This is a genomic window from Arthrobacter sp. GMC3 (assembly GCF_002929305.1).
Taxonomy (GTDB): Bacteria; Actinomycetota; Actinomycetes; order Actinomycetales; family Micrococcaceae; genus Specibacter.
In genome coordinates, this window is record NZ_PJIO01000006.1 from 20,295 (window position 1) to 37,499 (window position 17,205).

Below are 17,205 nucleotides of genomic sequence, written 5' to 3' on the forward strand. Positions count from 1 at the left end.
GACGTCCGTGACCTATTATGGATTGAGTGATCCACTATATAGTGGACTGACCGGTTCACAAAATGAGGGGCTTAATGGGACGCGTACAGGCGTTTGAGACGGACGAGGTGGTTCGCTCGGCGCGAGCGGTGTTCTGGGAGCATGGCTATGAGGAGGCGTCGCTGCCGGAGCTTGAGCGTGCCACTGGCCTGAGCCGGTCCAGCATTTACCACGCGTTCGGCAGCAAGCGCGGGCTCTTCGATGCCGCCGTTGCCAGCTACCTCAATGAAATCATCCGCCCCCGGCTGCTTCCCTTGAACTCCCCGGACGTCACAGAAATAGCAATTCTGGACTACTTCACCACACTGCGAGCAGCGCTCGCCCAGCCGGACTCGCAGCAGTCCCACCACGGCTGCCTGCTTCTGAACGCGGCGGGCGCGCCCATTGCGCATGAGAGTGCCGTCAGCGTGGCCATCGCCGGTTATCGCCAGGAGTTGAAAAGTTCCCTGAGCCTAGGGATTGCCGCACACCGTCCGGGGATCGACGACGTCGCGCGTCTCCAGCTGGCCACGGTGCTGAGCTCGTTGGTGATTGCCGCCATGACACTGGCGCGCATCGATAAGGAACAGGCATTGGCTACCGTCGACACGGCACTCGAACTGCTCAACAACTAAAGCCCTAGGGGCCGGAAGTAGCTACTGCTCGGAGGGCGCTTCGAGGTCTTTCGGCCCGGCAAGATTCATCGCCAGCAACGGAACAACCTTTGATTTGGTGACATGTCGGTGCACCAGCCACAGGCCAAGGAAAACCGGGATGCCGATGTAGGACGAGAAGACTTCTACACCGCGACCGGCTAGGACGGCCTCGTAGTTCTGCCCGGCAATGACCACAATGAGCACGGCGAATGCCAGCAAGGGCCCGATGGGGAAGAACGCCGCCCGGTAGGGCAGCTCGCTGACCCTATTTCCCTGAGCGAGGAATCCCCGCCTGAACCGGTAGTGCGAAAGCGCGATTCCCGCCCAGACAATAAAGCCACTGAGTCCTGAGACGTTGAGCAACCATGAGTAGGCAGCCCCCTGCCCCACGATTGCACTGAGGAAGCCAAAGAGACCAACGGCCGCCGTGGCCAGCAGAGCCGCCATGGGAACGCCGCGCGAGTTGGTGCGGCCAAAGATCTTGGGCGCCTTACCGTCATGCGCCAGGGCATACAGCATGCGGGTTGAAGCATAAAGCCCGGAGTTGCCAGCCGAGAGAATGGCAGTAAGGATGACCGCGTTCATGAGGGCAGCGGCAAAGGCAATCCCCGCTCGCTCAAACACCAAGGTGAACGGTGACGCTGAAATGTCAGCTTCCCCTGACGCCAGCAGGCTCGGATCCGCGAAGGGGATCAGGGTTCCGATGACGAAGATGGCGCCAATGTAGAAGATCATGATGCGCCAGAAAACTGAGCGAATGGCCCGGGGAACTTCCCGCCGCGGATTCTTTGCCTCTCCTGCCGCAACGCCCACAAGCTCGGTGCCCTGGAAGGAGAATCCGGCGATCATGAATACGGAGATGATGGAGACCCAACCCCCGTGGAATACGTCCTCGCGGTTCTGCCAATTGCTCAGCCCCGGGGAATTGCCACCGAGGATGCCAAAGATCATCAGCGCGCCGGCCACCAAGAACAGCACAACTGCCACGACCTTGATCAGAGACAGCCAGAATTCACTCTCCCCGAAGGCCTTGGCCGAGAGCGCGTTTACGCCGGTGAGTAGCACCAGAAAGGCCCCGGCCCACAGCCAACCGGGTACCCCCGGGAACCAGAAGTCCATAATGATTCCTGCGGCAACCAACTCGGCAGCCACGGTGATGGCCCAGTTGAACCAATAGTTCCAACCGATGGCAAAACCAAACGACGGTGAGACGAATCGGGTTGCGTAGGTCTGAAATGAACCGGCAACCGGAATCTTGGCAGACATTTCCCCCAACGACTGCATCAGCAAGAACACCATGAGTCCCACCAGGGCATAGGCGAGCAACGCGCCGCCCGGACCGGCTTGGGCGATGGTGGCGCCGGAGGCTACGAACAGGCCAGTGCCGATGGCGCCGCCAATCGCAATCATCTGGAGGTGACGGCTACTTAGGCCACGCTTGAGTTCGTTGTCCGAGTTTCTCGGCTTGCTCTTCTGGACGCCGCGTCGAGCTTCTGTGGTGGGGCTCGCCTGCGGTGACTGCTCGGTGACAGTTTCTGGTGAAAGGTTGCTCATGACTGGTTTGCTACTCCGACCCGGTCTGAAAATCCCCGTGGATCTGCGAATGCCTGCATGAAATCGCGGGTAGTTAAAGTGGGTGACGACCTGGACAATCGAGTCCTTGAGCACACCAAGGAACAGTACTTCTGATGCATTTGCGACTTCCTGGCTTGTGGTCCCGATGCTTCCCGGCCATGCCAAACTCTTGTATCCAGGAGACCTGACACTGACCTGCTGGCGGAGATTCGTTGTCAACAACCCCGATTCATGGCGTCAACACTCCATTATGACGGCGATTCGCTTCAAAGTAGGAATCGGTGGCGTGCGTCACGGTGTTTCGCCGAATTATTGGACGAGCATGGTGCGCAATTCCACCGCACCCTAAGCATCGCTAACTCTCACGAAGGATGTAGGTGATCGCCAAAAACCAACGGCTGGCCAGCATCTTGGAGTTCAAGATGCCAGCCAGCCGCGGGCGAAAGCTAAATCTGTGACGGAGCGTCCCTACTTGGCGGCTTTCGAAAGATCTGCGTAGGCTGCCTGAGTCATATTGAAGGTCACGTTCACATAGGAAGTATCCGTCATTGTCCCGGCTGCGGGATCCGTCGAAACTACTTTTACGTCATCCCAGGGGTTCCCCTGTACCCACTTGGCTCCCGTTTCGTCGACGGGCTGGGCGAAGAAATCACCCTTGACGAGCGTGTTGTAGGCCTCTTTGTAGGTCATGCCCACAACGTCGGGGACTGCTCGCTTGGCCTGGGTGGCAGTGGGCGAGGCACTGGCCTCGTTGCTCGGAGCAGCGGATGGTGCGCTCGTACCACAGGCGGAGAGTCCTGCAATGAGCACTGCAGCTACGGAAAACTGGATAAATTTCTTCATGGTCCTAATTTCGTGATAAATGTTCCGGCGGAAGCTTTGCTCCATCCAGGTGTCTTGCAACCATCAATCTTAGTGCTTGGTATCTCGTCGCCGGTGACGGCCAACGATTAGTTCCAGCGCGGACGTAGTTCCGGGACCGGTACACGCATGTACATTGTGCGCAATTGAATTGTGTACACTTGTCTTATGTCCAATGATCAGTACAACCTTGATTCCATGGTTTGCTTCGCCATCTACTCGGCGTCGAATGCCGTGGCCAAGGCCCACAAGGCAGTCCTTGCACCCTGGGAGCTGACCTACACGCAGTACATTGTTCTGCTTGAGACCGAGGTGTCTGCCGACGGCGTCACGGTTGGTGAACTGGGGGCACGGATGAATTTGGATTCCGGCACCTTGTCCCCCCTACTGCGAAGGCTCGATGTGCGGGGGTTGGTTTCCAGAGACCGTACCTCTGCGGATGAGCGTGTGGTGACTGTGAAGGTCACGGACGCCGGCGCGGCCATGCTGCGGGAGCTCCGTGGAAGCCTGAAAGACCTCCGTGGCGCCTATGGTTTCGAGAGTCAGGACCAGGCCAACCAACTCGTTGCCGAACTGCACCGAATCACCGAAGGCATGCGCCACCTTGCGGCCTCCACGACCGGCTCCACTCACCCCTCCTGACTGAGTCAGTGGTCATAATGCAACAAAATATCCCTACCGAAAGGCACACCATGAACCCGCTCTACACCGCCGAAGCACTTGCCACCGGAGCAGGCCGCAATGGCCATGTCCGTTCCTCGGACGGACGTATTGACCTGAACCTCTCAGTTCCCGAAGCAATGGGCGGTGCAGGAACCGGGTCCAACCCGGAACAACTCTTCGCCGCCGGTTACGCCGCATGCTTCCACTCCGCCCTGCAAATGGTGGCCCGCACACAAAAAGTGGACATCACGGATTCCTCCGTGGGCGGCCAGGTCCAGATTGGTTCCAACGGCAAGGGTGGCTTTGAGCTGGCGGTTCTGCTGGAGGTAGTGCTTCCCGGTGTTGAAACCACCACCGCGCAGGCTCTTGCCGACGCCGCCCATCAGGTGTGCCCCTATTCAAACGCCACCCGGGGCAACATCGAGGTGACAATCTCGGTTTCGGAGGACTAAACCCGGGCGAACAGTAGGGCTCAGGCGCCGGGCAACAAACGGGCTCGGCGCCAGCCCAGGGCCGCGATCCCCCACACCGCCAGGAAAAGAGCCACTAGCATCAGGCCCGCGTGACCCAGGTCCAGGCCAGACAGCCACGTGGTGACTGGATCGGTGAGGCCCAAGGTGTCATGCAGGATGGTCGCGATGGTCAGCATGGCAATGAACAGTGCCGAGGTGGCCGACAACCCGGTAACAACCACGTTGAAGCCGATTCTCCGGGCCGGGTTCATGAGCGCGGACCGGTACATTTTCATCATGGCAATACCGTTAGTGGTGTCGCACAGAGTCATGGCAGCTGTGAAGGCAAGCGGCAGTGCCAGCAGTGCCGCTATTGAGATTCCCGCCAAGGCGGCCGACGCCGTCAGCAGCAAAAAGGCAATGGTGGAGGCGGTGTCAAAGCCTAAGCCAAAGAGGAAGCCCAGCACATAGATATCACGCGGCCGCTTGACCCGTGACAGGGGCTTGTCCAGCAGGCGGGCCACCACACCTGTGGGTGCCAGCTCGCCGTCGTCGACCGTGCCACCACTGCGTACCCTGCGAAAGAGCACATTGGCCTTCAGGAACGCCGCCCCGTTGAACAGCCCAATGGTCAGCAGGAACAGGGCCGACACCCCAGCCCCAAAAACGGCGAGTGCCATGTTGGCCGACGATCCGTCGTCCAGCAGGACCCCCATGAGTCCGGCACCGCTTGCTACCAGGATTCCGGCCAGCATGACCACCGAGCTGTGCCCCATGCTGAACGCGAATCCGACGCTGACGGGGGCCCTTCCCGCCGCTGCAAACTTGCGGCTTGAGTTGTCAATAGCCGCAATATGGTCCCAGTCGTAGCTGTGCTTGACCCCGGCCAGGTAGGCCGTCACCACAAGGCCAATCGCCAGGGGGTGGGCGTCGGCCGTGAACGAATAAGCCAGCAGCCCGGCCACCAGCAGGTGCAAGAAGGCGACTGCGCCAAAGGTCGTGGCGATCCGTTGGCCGGCGGGCAACTGTTCGCGTTCGAGATATCCGAGGCGCGCAGTGGTAGTCACTAGTATTTCCTTAGGTTCAGGGGCCCCTGGCCAGCCCACCGCTCACGCAGCAGATCCACGGCGGTAGCCAGTATCTTATTCAGATGTTCGGTGGCGTGCGACAGCGCCCGCAGAGCCAGGCCGGGTCCCTCAAGTAATGTGATGCCCAACTGTCCTTGCGGGTCGATGGGAGCCAGTAGGCTGCGCAGTTCCTTGACAAGGGCCGCATCAACCCGGGCATCCACCACCAGCAGCGAGCCCAGGTGGGTATGCTCCCCCATAAAGCACATGCTGTCCACGGGCGACCCAACACCGGGCCTAATCAGCAGATTGTCAAGCACCCTCAGGTGCCCTCCAAGGAAGATTTCATTGCGCATGCGCACCTCGTCATAGCGAAATAGCCGCCCATCCGGTGACCATCCAGGGGTCACCACCTCGGCCATGACCAGCGACGCCGTCGGGTCCATCTCCACGGTTGTCACTTGCCCGTAACTAGCCTCGCGGTAGGCGATCAGCGGGTCCGGCAGCAGTTCCAGCCGTGCCCCGGCTCCCAAGCGGACATGCATGCTCTGCTCGGCCCTGTTGTTGGGTGTCCGGTAGATCTTCGTTGCCGACTGCGTGGTGAGCAGCAGATCCGCTCCCGGGGCGACGTCGACCTCGATCAGGTACTTGTCCCCGCCCAAGTACGCGCCACCAGGATTGATGATCACATAGCAAACCTGACCGGAGTCATCCAGGTAATGAGGGCGCAGGATGCGCAGTGCACCGTCGTGGAACTGCCGCACAGCAATCGAACGCCCCTCGCGCCGGTCAATGTCCAGGGACAACGTCCCGGCCCACCCACTGTGTGTACCGAGGCGTCCGATGGAGGCGGTTTGGGTCACCGAGATTCCAGGTCAAGCATGAGCACGTCGCGCTTGAGCCAGTTGATGACATAATCCAGGCCGTCGTCGGTCTTCAGATTAGTGAAGCAGTAGGGCTTGTGCCCACGGAATTCGAGGGTATCGGCCTCCATGACCGAGAGATCGGCGCCAACGTAGGGGGCTAGATCGGTCTTGTTGATGATGAACAGATCCGCCTTGATCATCCCCTGGCCGGCCTTACGGGGTATCTTCTCACCCTGCGCCACATCAATAATGTAGATGGAGAAATCCACCAGTTCCGGACTGAACGTGGCCGAGAGGTTGTCTCCCCCCGACTCAATGTAAATGACCTGCAGATCCGGGTGCAGCGCCTCCAATTCAGCAACGGCGGCCGAGTTCATGGACGTATCCTCGCGGATGGCCGTGTGGGGGCAGCCACCGGTTTCAATGCCGATAATCCTATCCAGCGGCAGCACACCATTGGCGGCAAGGATCTTGGCATCCTCGATGGTGTAGATGTCGTTGGTGATGGCGGCGCTGGACACTTCGCCATCCAGGGCGCGGGTGAGGCGTTCCACGAGCTGAGTTTTGCCGGCGCCTACCGGTCCGCCGATGCCAATCTTGATGGGTTTCATTATTGCTCCTTCTAAAGTTTGTGATCCTGATGATCAGGACATGAACATGCGGGCCCGTTGGTGCTCGTGCTGCATCTGCGCAATTTCCAGACCCGGGGCCGTGACGCCAAAATCCTCACGCCCCAGCGTTTGTGCAAGTACGACGCCGTCACGCACTTCTTGGTGGGCAGCGCGCAGCACGCGCTGGCCGGCACTTTGGCCGATGGGGATGCCACGGATGGCGTTTTGCGTCAGCGACGTCACGGCGGAGAACATGTACGTCCCTAGCAGTTCAGCCAGTGGCACACCCAGAGACTTGCCGGCGATAGCGAACGCCATGGCCGGGTGCCCGGCGCAGTCCCCGCGCGCCACGGCTGCGGCGTAGTCTTCCAGTTCTTGGCAAGGGAAAACCGAGCCAGCAATATTCAACATGCGGGCACCCATTTTTACCCCGGCCTCCCGAATTTCCCGCGGCAAGGCCGAGGCATGCAACTCCCGGTCTACCCGGTTGATTTCCGCCTCCGCTTCCGCCTCAAAAACAAAACGGATGGCAAGCCCGTCACTGTGGACCAGCTGAATGCGGATGAACTGCGTGAGCCAATCAGAAAACGTAGCCTCGTCGTAAACCAGCCCGCGGTCGAGGAAACTCTCCAAGCCCAGGGAATGGCTGAACGCGCCGGTGGGCAGCGCAGAATCGCTCAGCTGCAGCAGCGGCAGCAGGTAGCCGGGTGCGGCCTGCATGTCAGTGGCTGTGTTCGGCATGGCGGAACGGCACCGGCATGACGCGTTCCTGCCGTGAGTAGGGAACGGCGACGTGTTTGAGGTAGTCCTCAACGGTATGGTCGTAGGCCAACACCATGACCTGCGCCCCATACTCGCTGTCCACGTCAAAGAACTGCGCCTGCATGTGCCGGTTGCCCAGGTTGTGGGCTACGACGCCCATCTCTTTGATCGACTCCGGGGCGATCACCAGGACGTCGGTGTGCTCCACGGAGATCACGATGGCGTCCTTTTCGTCGATGTGCAGAACGTCGCCGTCGCGCAGGTCGGCCACCGTGTCCCCGGCCAGCCGGATACCCAGCTCCCGGCCGTGATCAGTGGTGACGCGTTGAATGCGTTTGACGAGCAGCGCCGAGGGCAGCACCACTCGTTCTTCATGCAAGTTTTCCAAGGTTGCCGGGTCAAATGCGTCGGTGGCCGGGTCAAACTTATTGCCAAGAATGGCTTCGATAATCAAGGGTTGTCCTTCTAGAAGAGGAAGTAGCGCTGGGCCATGGGCAGCACGCTGGAGGGTTCGGCCGTGACCACTTCCCCGTCAACGCGCACCTCGTACGTCTCGGGGTCCACCTGGATGTCGGGCGTTTCACCGTTGTGTTTCATGTCCGCCTTGGTCAGGTTGCGGATGCCGTGGCAGGCCCGCACCTCATGCTGCAGGCCCAATGCGGCAGGAACACCTGCGTCCACGGCGGCCTGAGAGATGAAGGTGATGGAGGAGGAGTGCACGGCGCGGCCCAGCGAGGCAAAATTGTGCCTAAAGGTGCGAGGTTGCGGCGTGGGGATCGAGCCGTTGGGGTCGCCCATGATGGACATGACCATCTGCCCACCCTTGATCACCATCTCCGGCTTCACACCGAAGAACGCCGGCTCCCAGATCACCAGATCGGCAAACTTGCCCTCCTCAACACTTCCCACGTAGTCAGATATGCCGTGGGCGATAGCGGGGTTGATCGTGTATTTCGCAACAAAACGCTTGAGGCGGGCGTTGTCGCCAACCTCGGGATCGTCGTCGTACTTTCCGCGCTGGCGCTTCATGGCGTCGGCCACCTGCCAGGTTCGCAGCACCACCTCGCCCACCCGGCCCATGGCTTGGGAATCGGAGGAGGTGATGGAGAAGATGCCCATGTCATGCAGGACGTCCTCTGCGGCGATGGTTTCCTTGCGGATCCGGGAGTCAGCAAACGCCACATCCTCCGGGATGTCCGGGCTGAGGTGGTGGCAGACCATGAGCATGTCCAGGTGCTCGTCGATCGTGTTGACCGTGTAGGGCAAGGTGGGGTTGGTCGAGGCGGGCAGCACGTTGGGCAGTGCGGCGATTTTGATGATGTCGGGGGCGTGCCCGCCGCCGGCGCCTTCGGTGTGAAAGGTATGGATGACGCGCCCGGCGATGGCCTTGATGGTGTCTTCAACGAAGCCAAACTCGTTGAGAGTGTCGGAGTGGATGGCAACTTGGACATCGAATTCGTCGGCGATTTTCAGCGACATGTCAATCGAGGAATGGGTGGCACCCCAGTCCTCGTGGACCTTCAGGCCGATCGCTCCCGCCCGGATTTGCTCGGCCAGCGGCTCGCGGGCACTGGCGTGGCCCTTGCCGAGCAGGCCAATGTTGATGGGCAGGCTGTCCACCGCCTGCAACATCTTGGAAATGTGCCAGGCGCCGGGTGTGACGGTGGTGGCCTTGCTGGCCTCCGACGGGCCGGTGCCTCCACCGATGAGCGTGGTGACGCCGCTGGCGAGTGCTACCGGGATCTGGTCTGGGCTGACAAAGTGCACGTGCGTGTCAATACCGCCGGCGGTGATGATTTTGCCTTCGCCGGCGATGATGTCCGTGGCCACGCCGATGGTGATGTTTACGCCGTCGGAAATATCGGGGTTGCCAGCCTTGCCGATCTTGAAGATGTGGCCATCGCGTAGTGCGATGTCCGCCTTGTAGATGCCCGTGTAATCGAGCACGATCACGTTGGTGATGACGGTGTCGGGAATGTCGTCATCGCGGGTGCGCTGGCCATTTTGGCCCATGCCGTCGCGGATGACCTTGCCGCCTCCGTAGACCACTTCCTCCCCGTACCGGGTGTGGTCAACCTCGATTTCAGCAAACAGTTCCGTGTCGGCAAGCCGGACGGCGTCGCCAGTAGTGGGACCATACAGGTCTGAGTACTGCTTGCGGCTCAGCTCAAAACTCATTTGGCGCCGTCCTTTGCTGCCTCGGCATTGCCGGATTCTTTCGGAGCGTCCAAGGGCCCGTTGACCCGATCCCGGAAACCGTACACCTTGCGGGTACCGCCAAGCTCGATCAGCTGCACCGTCTTGGCGTCGCCCGGTTCAAAGCGGACGGCGGTACCAGCCGGTATGTCCAGACGGCGGCCATACGCTGCGTTGCGGTCAAATTCCATCGCATCGTTAACTTCGGCAAAGTGATAGTGCGAGCCGACCTGAATGGGCCGGTCTCCACGGTTGGTCACCTTCAGGGCCAGTGCTTCTTTGCCCTCATTGCAGGTCACCGCTTCGGACCGCAAAATGTATTCCCCTGGTTTCATGGGAGGTGCTCCTTTGGCGCGTAGGGCTGCTTCAGCGAATGGGATTGTGCACGGTAACGAGCTTGGTGCCATCGGGGAATGTGGCCTCAACCTGGACATCTTTGATCATCTCCGCCACGCCTTCCATGACGTCGGAGCGTGAAAGGATGGTGCTCCCCCAACCCATGAGGTCAGCGACAGTACGGCCGTCGCGGGCCCCCTCAATCAGCTCGTAGGTAAGTATCGCGACAGCTTCGGGGTGGTTGAGTTTAAGGTTGCGGGACTGCCTGCGCCGGGCCAGGTCTGCGGCAACAACAATCATGAGTTTTTCTTGCTCACGGGGCGTCAAATGCATCTATTCCTCCTCAAGGAACTAACGGATCTAAGTGTCCACCCGTTATCTGCGACCAGCAAGAGACTATGCCGGGAGGTCCGTGGAATAAGGCAACATTAGCAGAGGAAAATTTGCTTCAGTGACGGTGCTGCCTAGCATGATGTATGACAACTTTTCCGGAAAGCATCTGCCTGACAATTTGTCATGATGGCCGCGTGCTGATTGAGCTGCTGGCAAGCTACTACGAGAGTTATGCCGTAGCCTGAGTTCAGGTCGATGACCGTGAGGGCATATCCGCGCTGGTGCTGAAATGGGCGGCGCTAACACGCGACCGGCAACTACCTGTGCCGCGTCGTCGATATGAGGCACGTGCAGATATTGCTGCCGAGTTCAGTGCGGGATACATGGTGTACGTTTCTGCGAGGGAAAATTCAGGCACTAGCAGGTTCTGCGATGCGCCCGCGGCGTTGACCAGCCGGTTTGCGGAAACATTCCAAAACCGGGAAAACACTGAAGAGACCCGCACAGCCCAAGACTTTGCACGGCAACTTGCCAGCGACACCTTCGGGTTCTTCCATACCGCCCAACGCCGTTCTCAAGAGCGCCTGGCAGGAGGCGAATACCTTCGCATCCTGGCGTTCTATCTGGCTCAAATGCGCACCAAGGTGAGCGCCGACGATCAAAACTACTACGACACGTGGCGGAGCAGCACCGGTAAGATCATGGCCGATGAAAAGTATCTTCTCCTTGCCGAGAGCGAAGAAGCCCGCGGGCTGTATCTAGCTATCAGGGCCGAGGAAAGCAATCTGTACAACTGGTACATGAACCTTGCCAAGGGCGGCCATTCAGGTTCCCGCTGAGTTCTATGGCCGGGGGTGTCGGCGCCTGGCCGGGGCAGGTAGCCTGATGCCATGACCACCACCGAAGCCCTCGCGGCCGCCGACGTCGCCGATTGGCGGCTGCAAACTTTCGAGCTGTATGCGCAGGTTCGCCGGACCGCCCGCGACGACAGTCCGGCCGCGGCCCACGTGTTGTGGGTTCAAGGACGCGACGAGTTGTTCGTCACCCACCCCGCCTCAGCACTTAGCGCGGCGGCAAAGGCCAACTTCACGGGCCTACCGGTGGCGGCCTACAACCCCGACTTCCGCTTCGAATGTGTACCCTCCACCGAGGGCGCTGGCCAAGAAATGCTGGTGCAGACCGGAACCGACGGCACCGTCCCGTTCGAACAGCTGGGAACCCTTGACGTCCCCGGCATTGGCGCGCTCGCCCTGTGGCAACTGCGCAGTTATGGGGGCGGAATTTTTCTCCCCTTCAGGGACGCAAGTTCAGGCGCCGACGGCGGCAGCTACGGCGGCGGCCGCTACCTGTTGGACACCATCAAGGGCGCAAACCTGGGACGAAGCGGGGGCGCTTTCATCCTTGACTTCAACTTCGCCTACAACCCATCGTGCGCCTACGACGAGGCATGGGCCTGCCCACTACCCGGGCCGAGCAACCGACTGGCCGCCCGAATCCCCGTGGGTGAAATGTACTGACCCGCGCTGCCAACCCGCCGGACACCCTCTTCAATATCCGGGATGGAAGCGGCCCCGAAGGAGAGCCGAATATGCGGGGCGGGTGGCTCATCGAGGTAGTAGCCCTTCCCGTCGCCAATTAACACACCCGCATCCTGGGCCGCCGCGGTCAGGGCCGTGGAGTCGGTTCCCTCGGCCAGCTTGACCCAGAGGTGGATGCCTCCGGTGGGAACATTAGCGACGCGTGCGCCTGGCAGTGAAGCATGGATCTGGTGAACCATGGCATCCCGCCGATCGCGGAGACCTGTACGCAAACGTTTGATATGCCGCGGCCAGGCACTGGAGGTCAGTAGTCCCAGCGCAATTTCCTGGGCAAGCGCCGGCACACACATGTCTTCGGCAATGCGGGCCCTGCGCAGCCGCTCACCCGCCGGTCCCCTCGCGGCCAAGGCTCCGACCCGCAGCCCGGGGGCAGCAGGTTTGCTGAGCGTTGCAATGGAGACGACGTGCCCATCCGGATCCTGTGTGAACAAAGGTGCTGGCGCCGCACCCTCCAGGGCAAGGTGCCTGGCCCAGTCGTCCTCGATGATGAACGCGCCAAAGCGCTTGGCTAAGGCAAGGACTTCCACGCGCCGTTCCGGGCTCAGGACCGCACCGGTGGGGTTGGCGTAGCACGGCTGCAGGTAGATGAGCTTGGCATGGGTCCGTTCCAGCGCCTCGGCGAGTTTGTCTGGACGGATGCCGTCGCCGTCAGCGGGGACGGCGGCAAGATTGAGCCCAGCGGCCTGGGCGGCCAGAATGGCGCCGGGGTAGCTGGGACTTTCGGTGATGAGCGTGGTGCCGGGATCGGCAAGTGTGCGCATGGCAAACACCAGCGATTGCTGCCCCCCGGGCATGATCAGCATGTCCTCGGGCTCGGCACCAAGGTCTGCGGCGAAAACGCGGCGAAGTTCGGGGAGACCGCTGGGCGGTGCCATGGTCCAGGCCCGGTGGCTTTTCGCGCAGCGGACTCCGAGGGTGCGAAGTTCGTCGAAAGGTTGCAGTTCAGGAGCGAGGTAGCCCCACGACAGCTGCACGTGGTCGCCCGTCCCATGGGAGCCGATCCGGCCAGCGCGGGAGGGGTCAACCCGGGACCGTCCCAGCGCGGAGGACTGCCACGCGTAGTCCGGTTCCTGTGCCAGGTCGCGGCCAGCAACAAACGTGCCGCGTCCCGGTTCGGCACGGACCACGCCGAGCGCTGTCAGGGAGGTGATTGCCGCGGTGATGGTGACCGGGCTCGCCTTATAGACCCTGGACAGCTCCCGGACCGAGGGGAGCTTCTCCCCCACATCCATCGCGTCCGCCTGCTGGTGCAGAGCGTTTGCAATCTCGGCCGCCCTGTTATCGATAAACATGCCGTAAGTAGATAACGTTCCCCACGGATTGTCAATCGCGTTACCCCCAGTGAAGTTACGCTCCCGAAGCAAGCCCGCGGGACACTCCTGTTAGATTTGGCCCATGAGCAGCACATCCGGATCCCACAGCAACGAACCGCACACCGCGAACATCGCTGGGCGCCTGAACTGGCTCCGGGCCGGGGTACTCGGCGCGAACGACGGCATCGTCTCCGTAGCCGCAACCGTCGTCGGCGTTGCTGGGGTGACCAACCAAGCTACGCCTATTGTTGTTGCCGGCATCGCCGCCCTGGTGGGCGGTGCCGTCTCCATGGCTTTGGGCGAGTATGTTTCCGTCAGCAGCCAACGTGACAGCCAAAGGGCGCTCATTGAAAAGGAACGCCAAGAACTGGCGGAGGATCCCGACGCGGAATTGGCCGAACTCACCGGCCTGTACCGGGCCAAGGGTCTCAGCGATGCGACGGCCGAGCAAGTAGCTCGCGAACTAACCGCTCACGACGCCCTGGCAGCCCATCTATCCGCCGAACTGAACATCAACGAGGACGACGAGGCCAGCCCCTGGCAAGCAGCGTTTGCGTCGGCGGCCGCATTCACCATCGGTGCCATCTTGCCTTTGGTCGCCATCCTGCTGCCGCCGGCACAGTGGCGGATCCCGGTGACGTTTGCCGCCGTCCTGCTGGCCCTTGCCATCACCGGAACCGTGAGCGCCACGATCGGGGGAAGTTCGAAGACTACCTCGGCAGTACGCCTTGTTCTTGGTGGCGCGCTTGCTCTCGCGGCAACCTTTGGTATTGGCAGCATGCTCGGCGCGGCCGGGGTCATCTAGCCGCGCAACGGATGAGCCGGGCACATCTGGGCTGCCCACTAGCGCCGTTTAAGGGCCCCTTGCGGTGACAGGCTCAACGCCAGTTTCGGGCACAACTGGACGGCGTCACGTGCAGCTGCGACGTCCCTCGGGACAATGGCCACGTTGGTGCGGTCACCGCCTCGGGCCTGCCTCGCCAGCGGATAGCCCCAGTCGTCACGACCCAACACATCCGGTATGAGCTCGGTGCACAGACCGCGTCCGTCGCACTTGGTCCAGTCGATATGAAGTACTTCGCTCACGCTCTTCTCCTATGCTTTCCGTGTGCAGGTCCCACCAAGGTGGGCCCTCACATCCTCCGAGAAGGTGTCCAGGGCACTGCCCACCATCCTGGCCGTTCCATCCGGGTGATGGCAGGCGCCCCGACCGGTGACAAGTTTGCCCAACCGCTCCAGTTCCCCAACCAGCCCAGGATCCCGGTCACCATAGGCGATTGCGTTCAGCACCCCGGCCATGGCGGGCAGGCCAAACATGCACGGTCCGCATTGCCGCGCAGACGCCCCGGCCAGGCTGGCCAGAATCCGCGCAGTGGACTCCAGCCCGCACTCCGAGGCCGCCAGAACATGAAGGACCCCCGCACCCGGATGGACCACATGATTCTCAGGACCCGTCGGTGAGAGCCGGTAGTCCAGGGGGCGCACCCATCGCCCGTGATAGCCGCCCACCAGGACAGCCTCCACCTGCGAAAGTTCGACGCCGGCACTGGCCAGAATGTCTGCTAAGCGGGCGTCGCCCTCGACCTGAAGTACCTGTTCGGCAACATATCCCGAAACGGAAACCAGCCGTGTTCCGGGATCCCGGTCCGAGCCGGCCGTTCGGAACCATCCGGACCCGTGGCGGGCAATGAGCGCCACATGGGCCAGTGTTTCCACGTTCAGCACCAGGGTGGGCCGCGACTTGACCCCCGACTCGCTCAGGCGTCGTCGGCTGTCCAGGGGCAATGCAATGCCGTTGGCGATGCTGTTGACCACAGCGCTGGCCTCGCCGGCAATGAACGTCTCTGGCGCCTGAACCACCTTGATCTTGCGGGCATCGTGACGCTCCGCCAAGGCATCCTCCACTGCCGACGCTGCCGCCGGGGTGGTATAGAGATACAACAATGAGGCCGACACCGCTCGAGAGGCAATGAGCAGGCCGTCGATCACCAGGTGCGGTGCATGCGTCAAGAGAGTCTTGTCCTTGAAGCTCAAGGGTTCACCTTCGGCGCCATTGGCGATTACCACCGGCTTGGCTGCCAACACGGACCCGCCCTGGCCTTGATCCGTTGCCGCCAGTTTGCGCCAAGAACTAAAGGCCGCGCCCCCGCGTCCGGTCAGGCCCGACGCCTCCAGGACAGAAATGAAACCATTGTCGATCCGGTCCAGGAACAGCGGCCCAAATGTTTGTTCGTGGACGCGCAGCCCCGCATTGGCTCCGGCGGCAAAAAGCTGAAAGCTACCTTGAGTGTCCCAGGCCTCGCCCATGGTCGGGGTCGTAGCGCTGAGGGGTGTCATAACAGGCCTCCCTGACGGGCTTTGGAGGTTTCCAAGAATGTTGCTGACAGACGCCACACCACTGCGGCACCCACCACTGCCACGGATCCCACCGCGAGCACCAGAAACCATCCGGCAGTCCCATTAGTGCCGTTGCCAATAGCGTGGGCAAGGGCGATCGGCCACATCGCGTACGTCAACCAATGCACGGCCCGGAAAGTCTTCTGGCCTATGCGGTGCCGCAGCAGGCCGGTGATCACCACGGCAATCACCAGATCAAAAGCCACTGTACCGAACCCCTGCCAGAACGGCCTGTAGCCGCCCAAGAATGGCACAACCACATCAACGATGTTGAGTTTGGCGTAAGCGTCTAGCAACAAGGTACCCACATGGAGTAACAGGAAAACGGTGGCCAGCAAGGAGACGTTGCGGTGGATCAGTGCCACGGAGAACCGCGGGATGTTCAGCAAGGGCCTGCCGGAACGGGTCAGAATGCCCAGCACGACGGCGACGGTAAACAGGCCCAGTGCTACGAAACCGCTCACCCGGCCGACGGCCCACAGCGCGTTATCCATGTGAACCCACCCCGAGCGGGTCCGGGTCAAACCGGCCAAGCTGCTGGTCCTCCGCGGGCCAGCTCCCCGTGAAGGCAACCCTCCCCTGCTGGTCAACGAACCGCGCTGCGATCCCGGCACGCCCAAACCAGTCCACGGCAGCAAAGCCCCGGACAATCCCCGCAGTACTGAATGCATTGGCCTGCAGACATGATGACGCTGCCACGGTGACGCTGCGCCACACCGGTTCCGCGGGAAGCCCAAACCTGGGGTCAAGAATGTGGTGGACAGTGCGGCCGGCATGGCGCCACCGACGCTTTTGAGTGCTCGAGGTGGCGACGGCGTGCCCTGCGCTGAGAGTGACCTGCTGCCAGGGATCCTCGGGAAGGTCTTGGACCAACACCTGCCAGCCACCCACCGGCGCTGGCCCCGCGGTGGCAATATCCCCACCCAGAGACACCAGCACGCCACACCCCAATTCGGCGGCAACCTGCGTTGCCGCACGGTCGGCCGCGACGGCCTTGGCACTGGCCCCCAGATCTAGGCGGAGGTCCTCTGGCACGCTCAGGCCTTGCCCCTCTAGGCGCAGCCTTTGCCAGCCGGGCGTCCGGGATCGGGGACGGGCCGCAAGGCTCGCGGGAGCGTCCGGACTGAGCCGAAGCTGCACAATGTCTCGGTCGTACCCCAGTGCGTCAAGGTCCGCACCAAGGGCCGGATCCACATCACCGTCGGTCCACGCGGCGGCGTCAAGAGCGCTCCTGACCAAGAGGGCCAGAAGCGGACTCACGTTTACTCCGGCGGCAAGGTTTGGCTGCGAGAGCATAAGTTCGGAATCTGGGCGAAAACGGCTGCACGCCGTATCGACGTCGCCCACTACTGCGCGGACTATGGCCTCAGCGGCCCTTGCCAGCGCGGGGTCGGTGACCGTTATGGAAGCATCCAGCCCCCACACGGTCCAGGATCGGCTGGCATCCATTTCAGGAACCCGAGGATCTACCATTGATGGTCCCTCCGTTGCCCGACTGGAC

General features: G+C 61.7%; 21 protein-coding genes. 6 read left to right on the forward strand and 15 right to left on the reverse strand.

Annotated elements, in window-relative coordinates; translation table 11 throughout:
• The first annotated feature begins 74 nt into the window (after window positions 1-74).
• Window positions 75-653 (forward strand): TetR/AcrR family transcriptional regulator, encoded by a 579-nt coding sequence (locus tag CXQ94_RS11280; protein ID WP_104090056.1) that lies wholly within the window; start codon window positions 75-77, stop codon window positions 651-653.
• Window positions 654-674: 21 nt separating this feature from the next.
• On the opposite strand, the gene CXQ94_RS11285 is transcribed toward CXQ94_RS11280, so the two are convergent.
• Both CXQ94_RS11285 and CXQ94_RS11290 read right to left on the reverse strand, forming a co-directional pair.
• Entirely contained in the window at window positions 675-2,228 is a 1,554-nt protein-coding gene (locus CXQ94_RS11285) for an amino acid permease (protein ID WP_104090058.1), read from the reverse strand.
• A gap of 489 nt (window positions 2,229-2,717) precedes the next feature.
• On the reverse strand, window positions 2,718-3,092 hold the full coding sequence (locus CXQ94_RS11290; protein ID WP_181034175.1) for a PASTA domain-containing protein: 375 nt from the start codon (window positions 3,090-3,092) through the stop codon (window positions 2,718-2,720).
• A gap of 186 nt (window positions 3,093-3,278) precedes the next feature.
• On the opposite strand from CXQ94_RS11290, the gene CXQ94_RS11295 reads away from it, so the two are divergent.
• Both CXQ94_RS11295 and CXQ94_RS11300 read left to right on the forward strand, forming a co-directional pair.
• Window positions 3,279-3,752 carry a MarR family winged helix-turn-helix transcriptional regulator gene (locus CXQ94_RS11295; protein WP_104090063.1) on the forward strand — a complete coding sequence of 158 codons (474 nt, stop codon included), beginning with the start codon at window positions 3,279-3,281 and terminating at the stop codon, window positions 3,750-3,752.
• A 50-nt stretch (window positions 3,753-3,802) separates the two neighbouring features.
• Window positions 3,803-4,225 carry an organic hydroperoxide resistance protein gene (locus CXQ94_RS11300; protein ID WP_104090066.1) on the forward strand — a complete coding sequence of 141 codons (423 nt, stop codon included), beginning with the start codon at window positions 3,803-3,805 and terminating at the stop codon, window positions 4,223-4,225.
• Between the two features lie 20 nt (window positions 4,226-4,245).
• Here the strand turns inward: CXQ94_RS11300 and CXQ94_RS11305 are convergent, their stop codons facing one another.
• The 8 genes from CXQ94_RS11305 to CXQ94_RS11340 form a co-directional block, all read right to left on the reverse strand.
• A complete protein-coding gene (locus tag CXQ94_RS11305) occupies window positions 4,246-5,292 on the reverse strand; it encodes a HoxN/HupN/NixA family nickel/cobalt transporter (protein WP_104090069.1) in 1,047 nt (348 codons plus the stop codon).
• Complete coding sequence (locus tag CXQ94_RS11310) at window positions 5,292-6,086, reverse strand: urease accessory protein UreD (RefSeq protein WP_258067051.1); 795 nt, start codon at window positions 6,084-6,086, stop codon at window positions 5,292-5,294. Before CXQ94_RS11310 ends, CXQ94_RS11305 begins: the two co-directional genes overlap by 1 nt.
• 65 nt (window positions 6,087-6,151) lie before the next feature.
• Complete coding sequence (ureG, locus tag CXQ94_RS11315) at window positions 6,152-6,772, reverse strand: urease accessory protein UreG (protein ID WP_104090072.1); 621 nt, start codon at window positions 6,770-6,772, stop codon at window positions 6,152-6,154.
• A 30-nt stretch (window positions 6,773-6,802) separates the two neighbouring features.
• On the reverse strand, window positions 6,803-7,510 hold the full coding sequence (locus tag CXQ94_RS11320; RefSeq protein WP_104090074.1) for an urease accessory protein UreF: 708 nt from the start codon (window positions 7,508-7,510) through the stop codon (window positions 6,803-6,805).
• A complete protein-coding gene (ureE, locus tag CXQ94_RS11325; RefSeq protein WP_258067052.1) occupies window positions 7,491-7,970 on the reverse strand; it encodes an urease accessory protein UreE in 480 nt (159 codons plus the stop codon). The genes CXQ94_RS11320 and ureE overlap by 20 nt, the downstream gene beginning before the upstream one ends.
• Window positions 7,971-7,996: 26 nt before the next feature.
• Window positions 7,997-9,709 (reverse strand): urease subunit alpha, encoded by a 1,713-nt coding sequence (ureC, locus tag CXQ94_RS11330; RefSeq protein WP_104090080.1) that lies wholly within the window; start codon window positions 9,707-9,709, stop codon window positions 7,997-7,999.
• Window positions 9,706-10,062: an urease subunit beta gene (locus CXQ94_RS11335; RefSeq protein WP_104090083.1), complete on the reverse strand. Its 357-nt coding sequence runs from the start codon at window positions 10,060-10,062 to the stop codon at window positions 9,706-9,708. Before CXQ94_RS11335 ends, ureC begins: the two co-directional genes overlap by 4 nt.
• Before the next feature lie 31 nt (window positions 10,063-10,093).
• Entirely contained in the window at window positions 10,094-10,396 is a 303-nt protein-coding gene (locus CXQ94_RS11340; protein ID WP_104090086.1) for an urease subunit gamma, read from the reverse strand.
• 383 nt (window positions 10,397-10,779) lie between these two features.
• Between CXQ94_RS11340 and CXQ94_RS11345 the strand changes: the two genes are divergently transcribed.
• Both CXQ94_RS11345 and CXQ94_RS11350 read left to right on the forward strand, forming a co-directional pair.
• Complete coding sequence (locus tag CXQ94_RS11345) at window positions 10,780-11,235, forward strand: hypothetical protein (protein WP_219817030.1); 456 nt, start codon at window positions 10,780-10,782, stop codon at window positions 11,233-11,235.
• A gap of 51 nt (window positions 11,236-11,286) precedes the next feature.
• On the forward strand, window positions 11,287-11,913 hold the full coding sequence (locus CXQ94_RS11350; RefSeq protein WP_104090090.1) for a DUF1684 domain-containing protein: 627 nt from the start codon (window positions 11,287-11,289) through the stop codon (window positions 11,911-11,913).
• Here CXQ94_RS11350 and CXQ94_RS11355 read toward each other — a convergent pair.
• Complete coding sequence (locus CXQ94_RS11355) at window positions 11,832-13,286, reverse strand: PLP-dependent aminotransferase family protein (RefSeq protein ID WP_181034177.1); 1,455 nt, start codon at window positions 13,284-13,286, stop codon at window positions 11,832-11,834. The two genes, CXQ94_RS11350 and CXQ94_RS11355, sit on opposite strands and share 82 nt — an antisense overlap.
• Window positions 13,287-13,389: 103 nt before the next feature.
• Between CXQ94_RS11355 and CXQ94_RS11360 the strand changes: the two genes are divergently transcribed.
• Window positions 13,390-14,112, forward strand: a complete 723-nt coding sequence (locus CXQ94_RS11360; RefSeq protein WP_104090093.1) for a VIT family protein — start codon at window positions 13,390-13,392, stop codon at window positions 14,110-14,112.
• A 38-nt stretch (window positions 14,113-14,150) separates the two neighbouring features.
• Here the strand turns inward: CXQ94_RS11360 and CXQ94_RS11365 are convergent, their stop codons facing one another.
• Genes CXQ94_RS11365 through CXQ94_RS11380 form a run of 4 tightly spaced genes read right to left on the reverse strand, consistent with a single transcriptional unit; the run spans window position 14,151 to window position 17,177 of the window.
• Entirely contained in the window at window positions 14,151-14,393 is a 243-nt protein-coding gene (locus tag CXQ94_RS11365) for a ferredoxin (RefSeq protein ID WP_104090095.1), read from the reverse strand.
• Window positions 14,394-14,402: 9 nt separating this feature from the next.
• Window positions 14,403-15,644, reverse strand: coding sequence for an NADH-ubiquinone oxidoreductase-F iron-sulfur binding region domain-containing protein (locus CXQ94_RS11370; protein ID WP_258067031.1), 1,242 nt, complete (start codon window positions 15,642-15,644; stop codon window positions 14,403-14,405).
• Entirely contained in the window at window positions 15,641-16,198 is a 558-nt protein-coding gene (locus CXQ94_RS11375) for a ferric reductase-like transmembrane domain-containing protein (protein WP_181034178.1), read from the reverse strand. Before CXQ94_RS11375 ends, CXQ94_RS11370 begins: the two co-directional genes overlap by 4 nt.
• Window positions 16,191-17,177 (reverse strand): FAD:protein FMN transferase, encoded by a 987-nt coding sequence (locus CXQ94_RS11380; protein WP_104090098.1) that lies wholly within the window; start codon window positions 17,175-17,177, stop codon window positions 16,191-16,193. The genes CXQ94_RS11375 and CXQ94_RS11380 overlap by 8 nt, the downstream gene beginning before the upstream one ends.
• Window positions 17,178-17,205 lie beyond the last annotated feature (28 nt).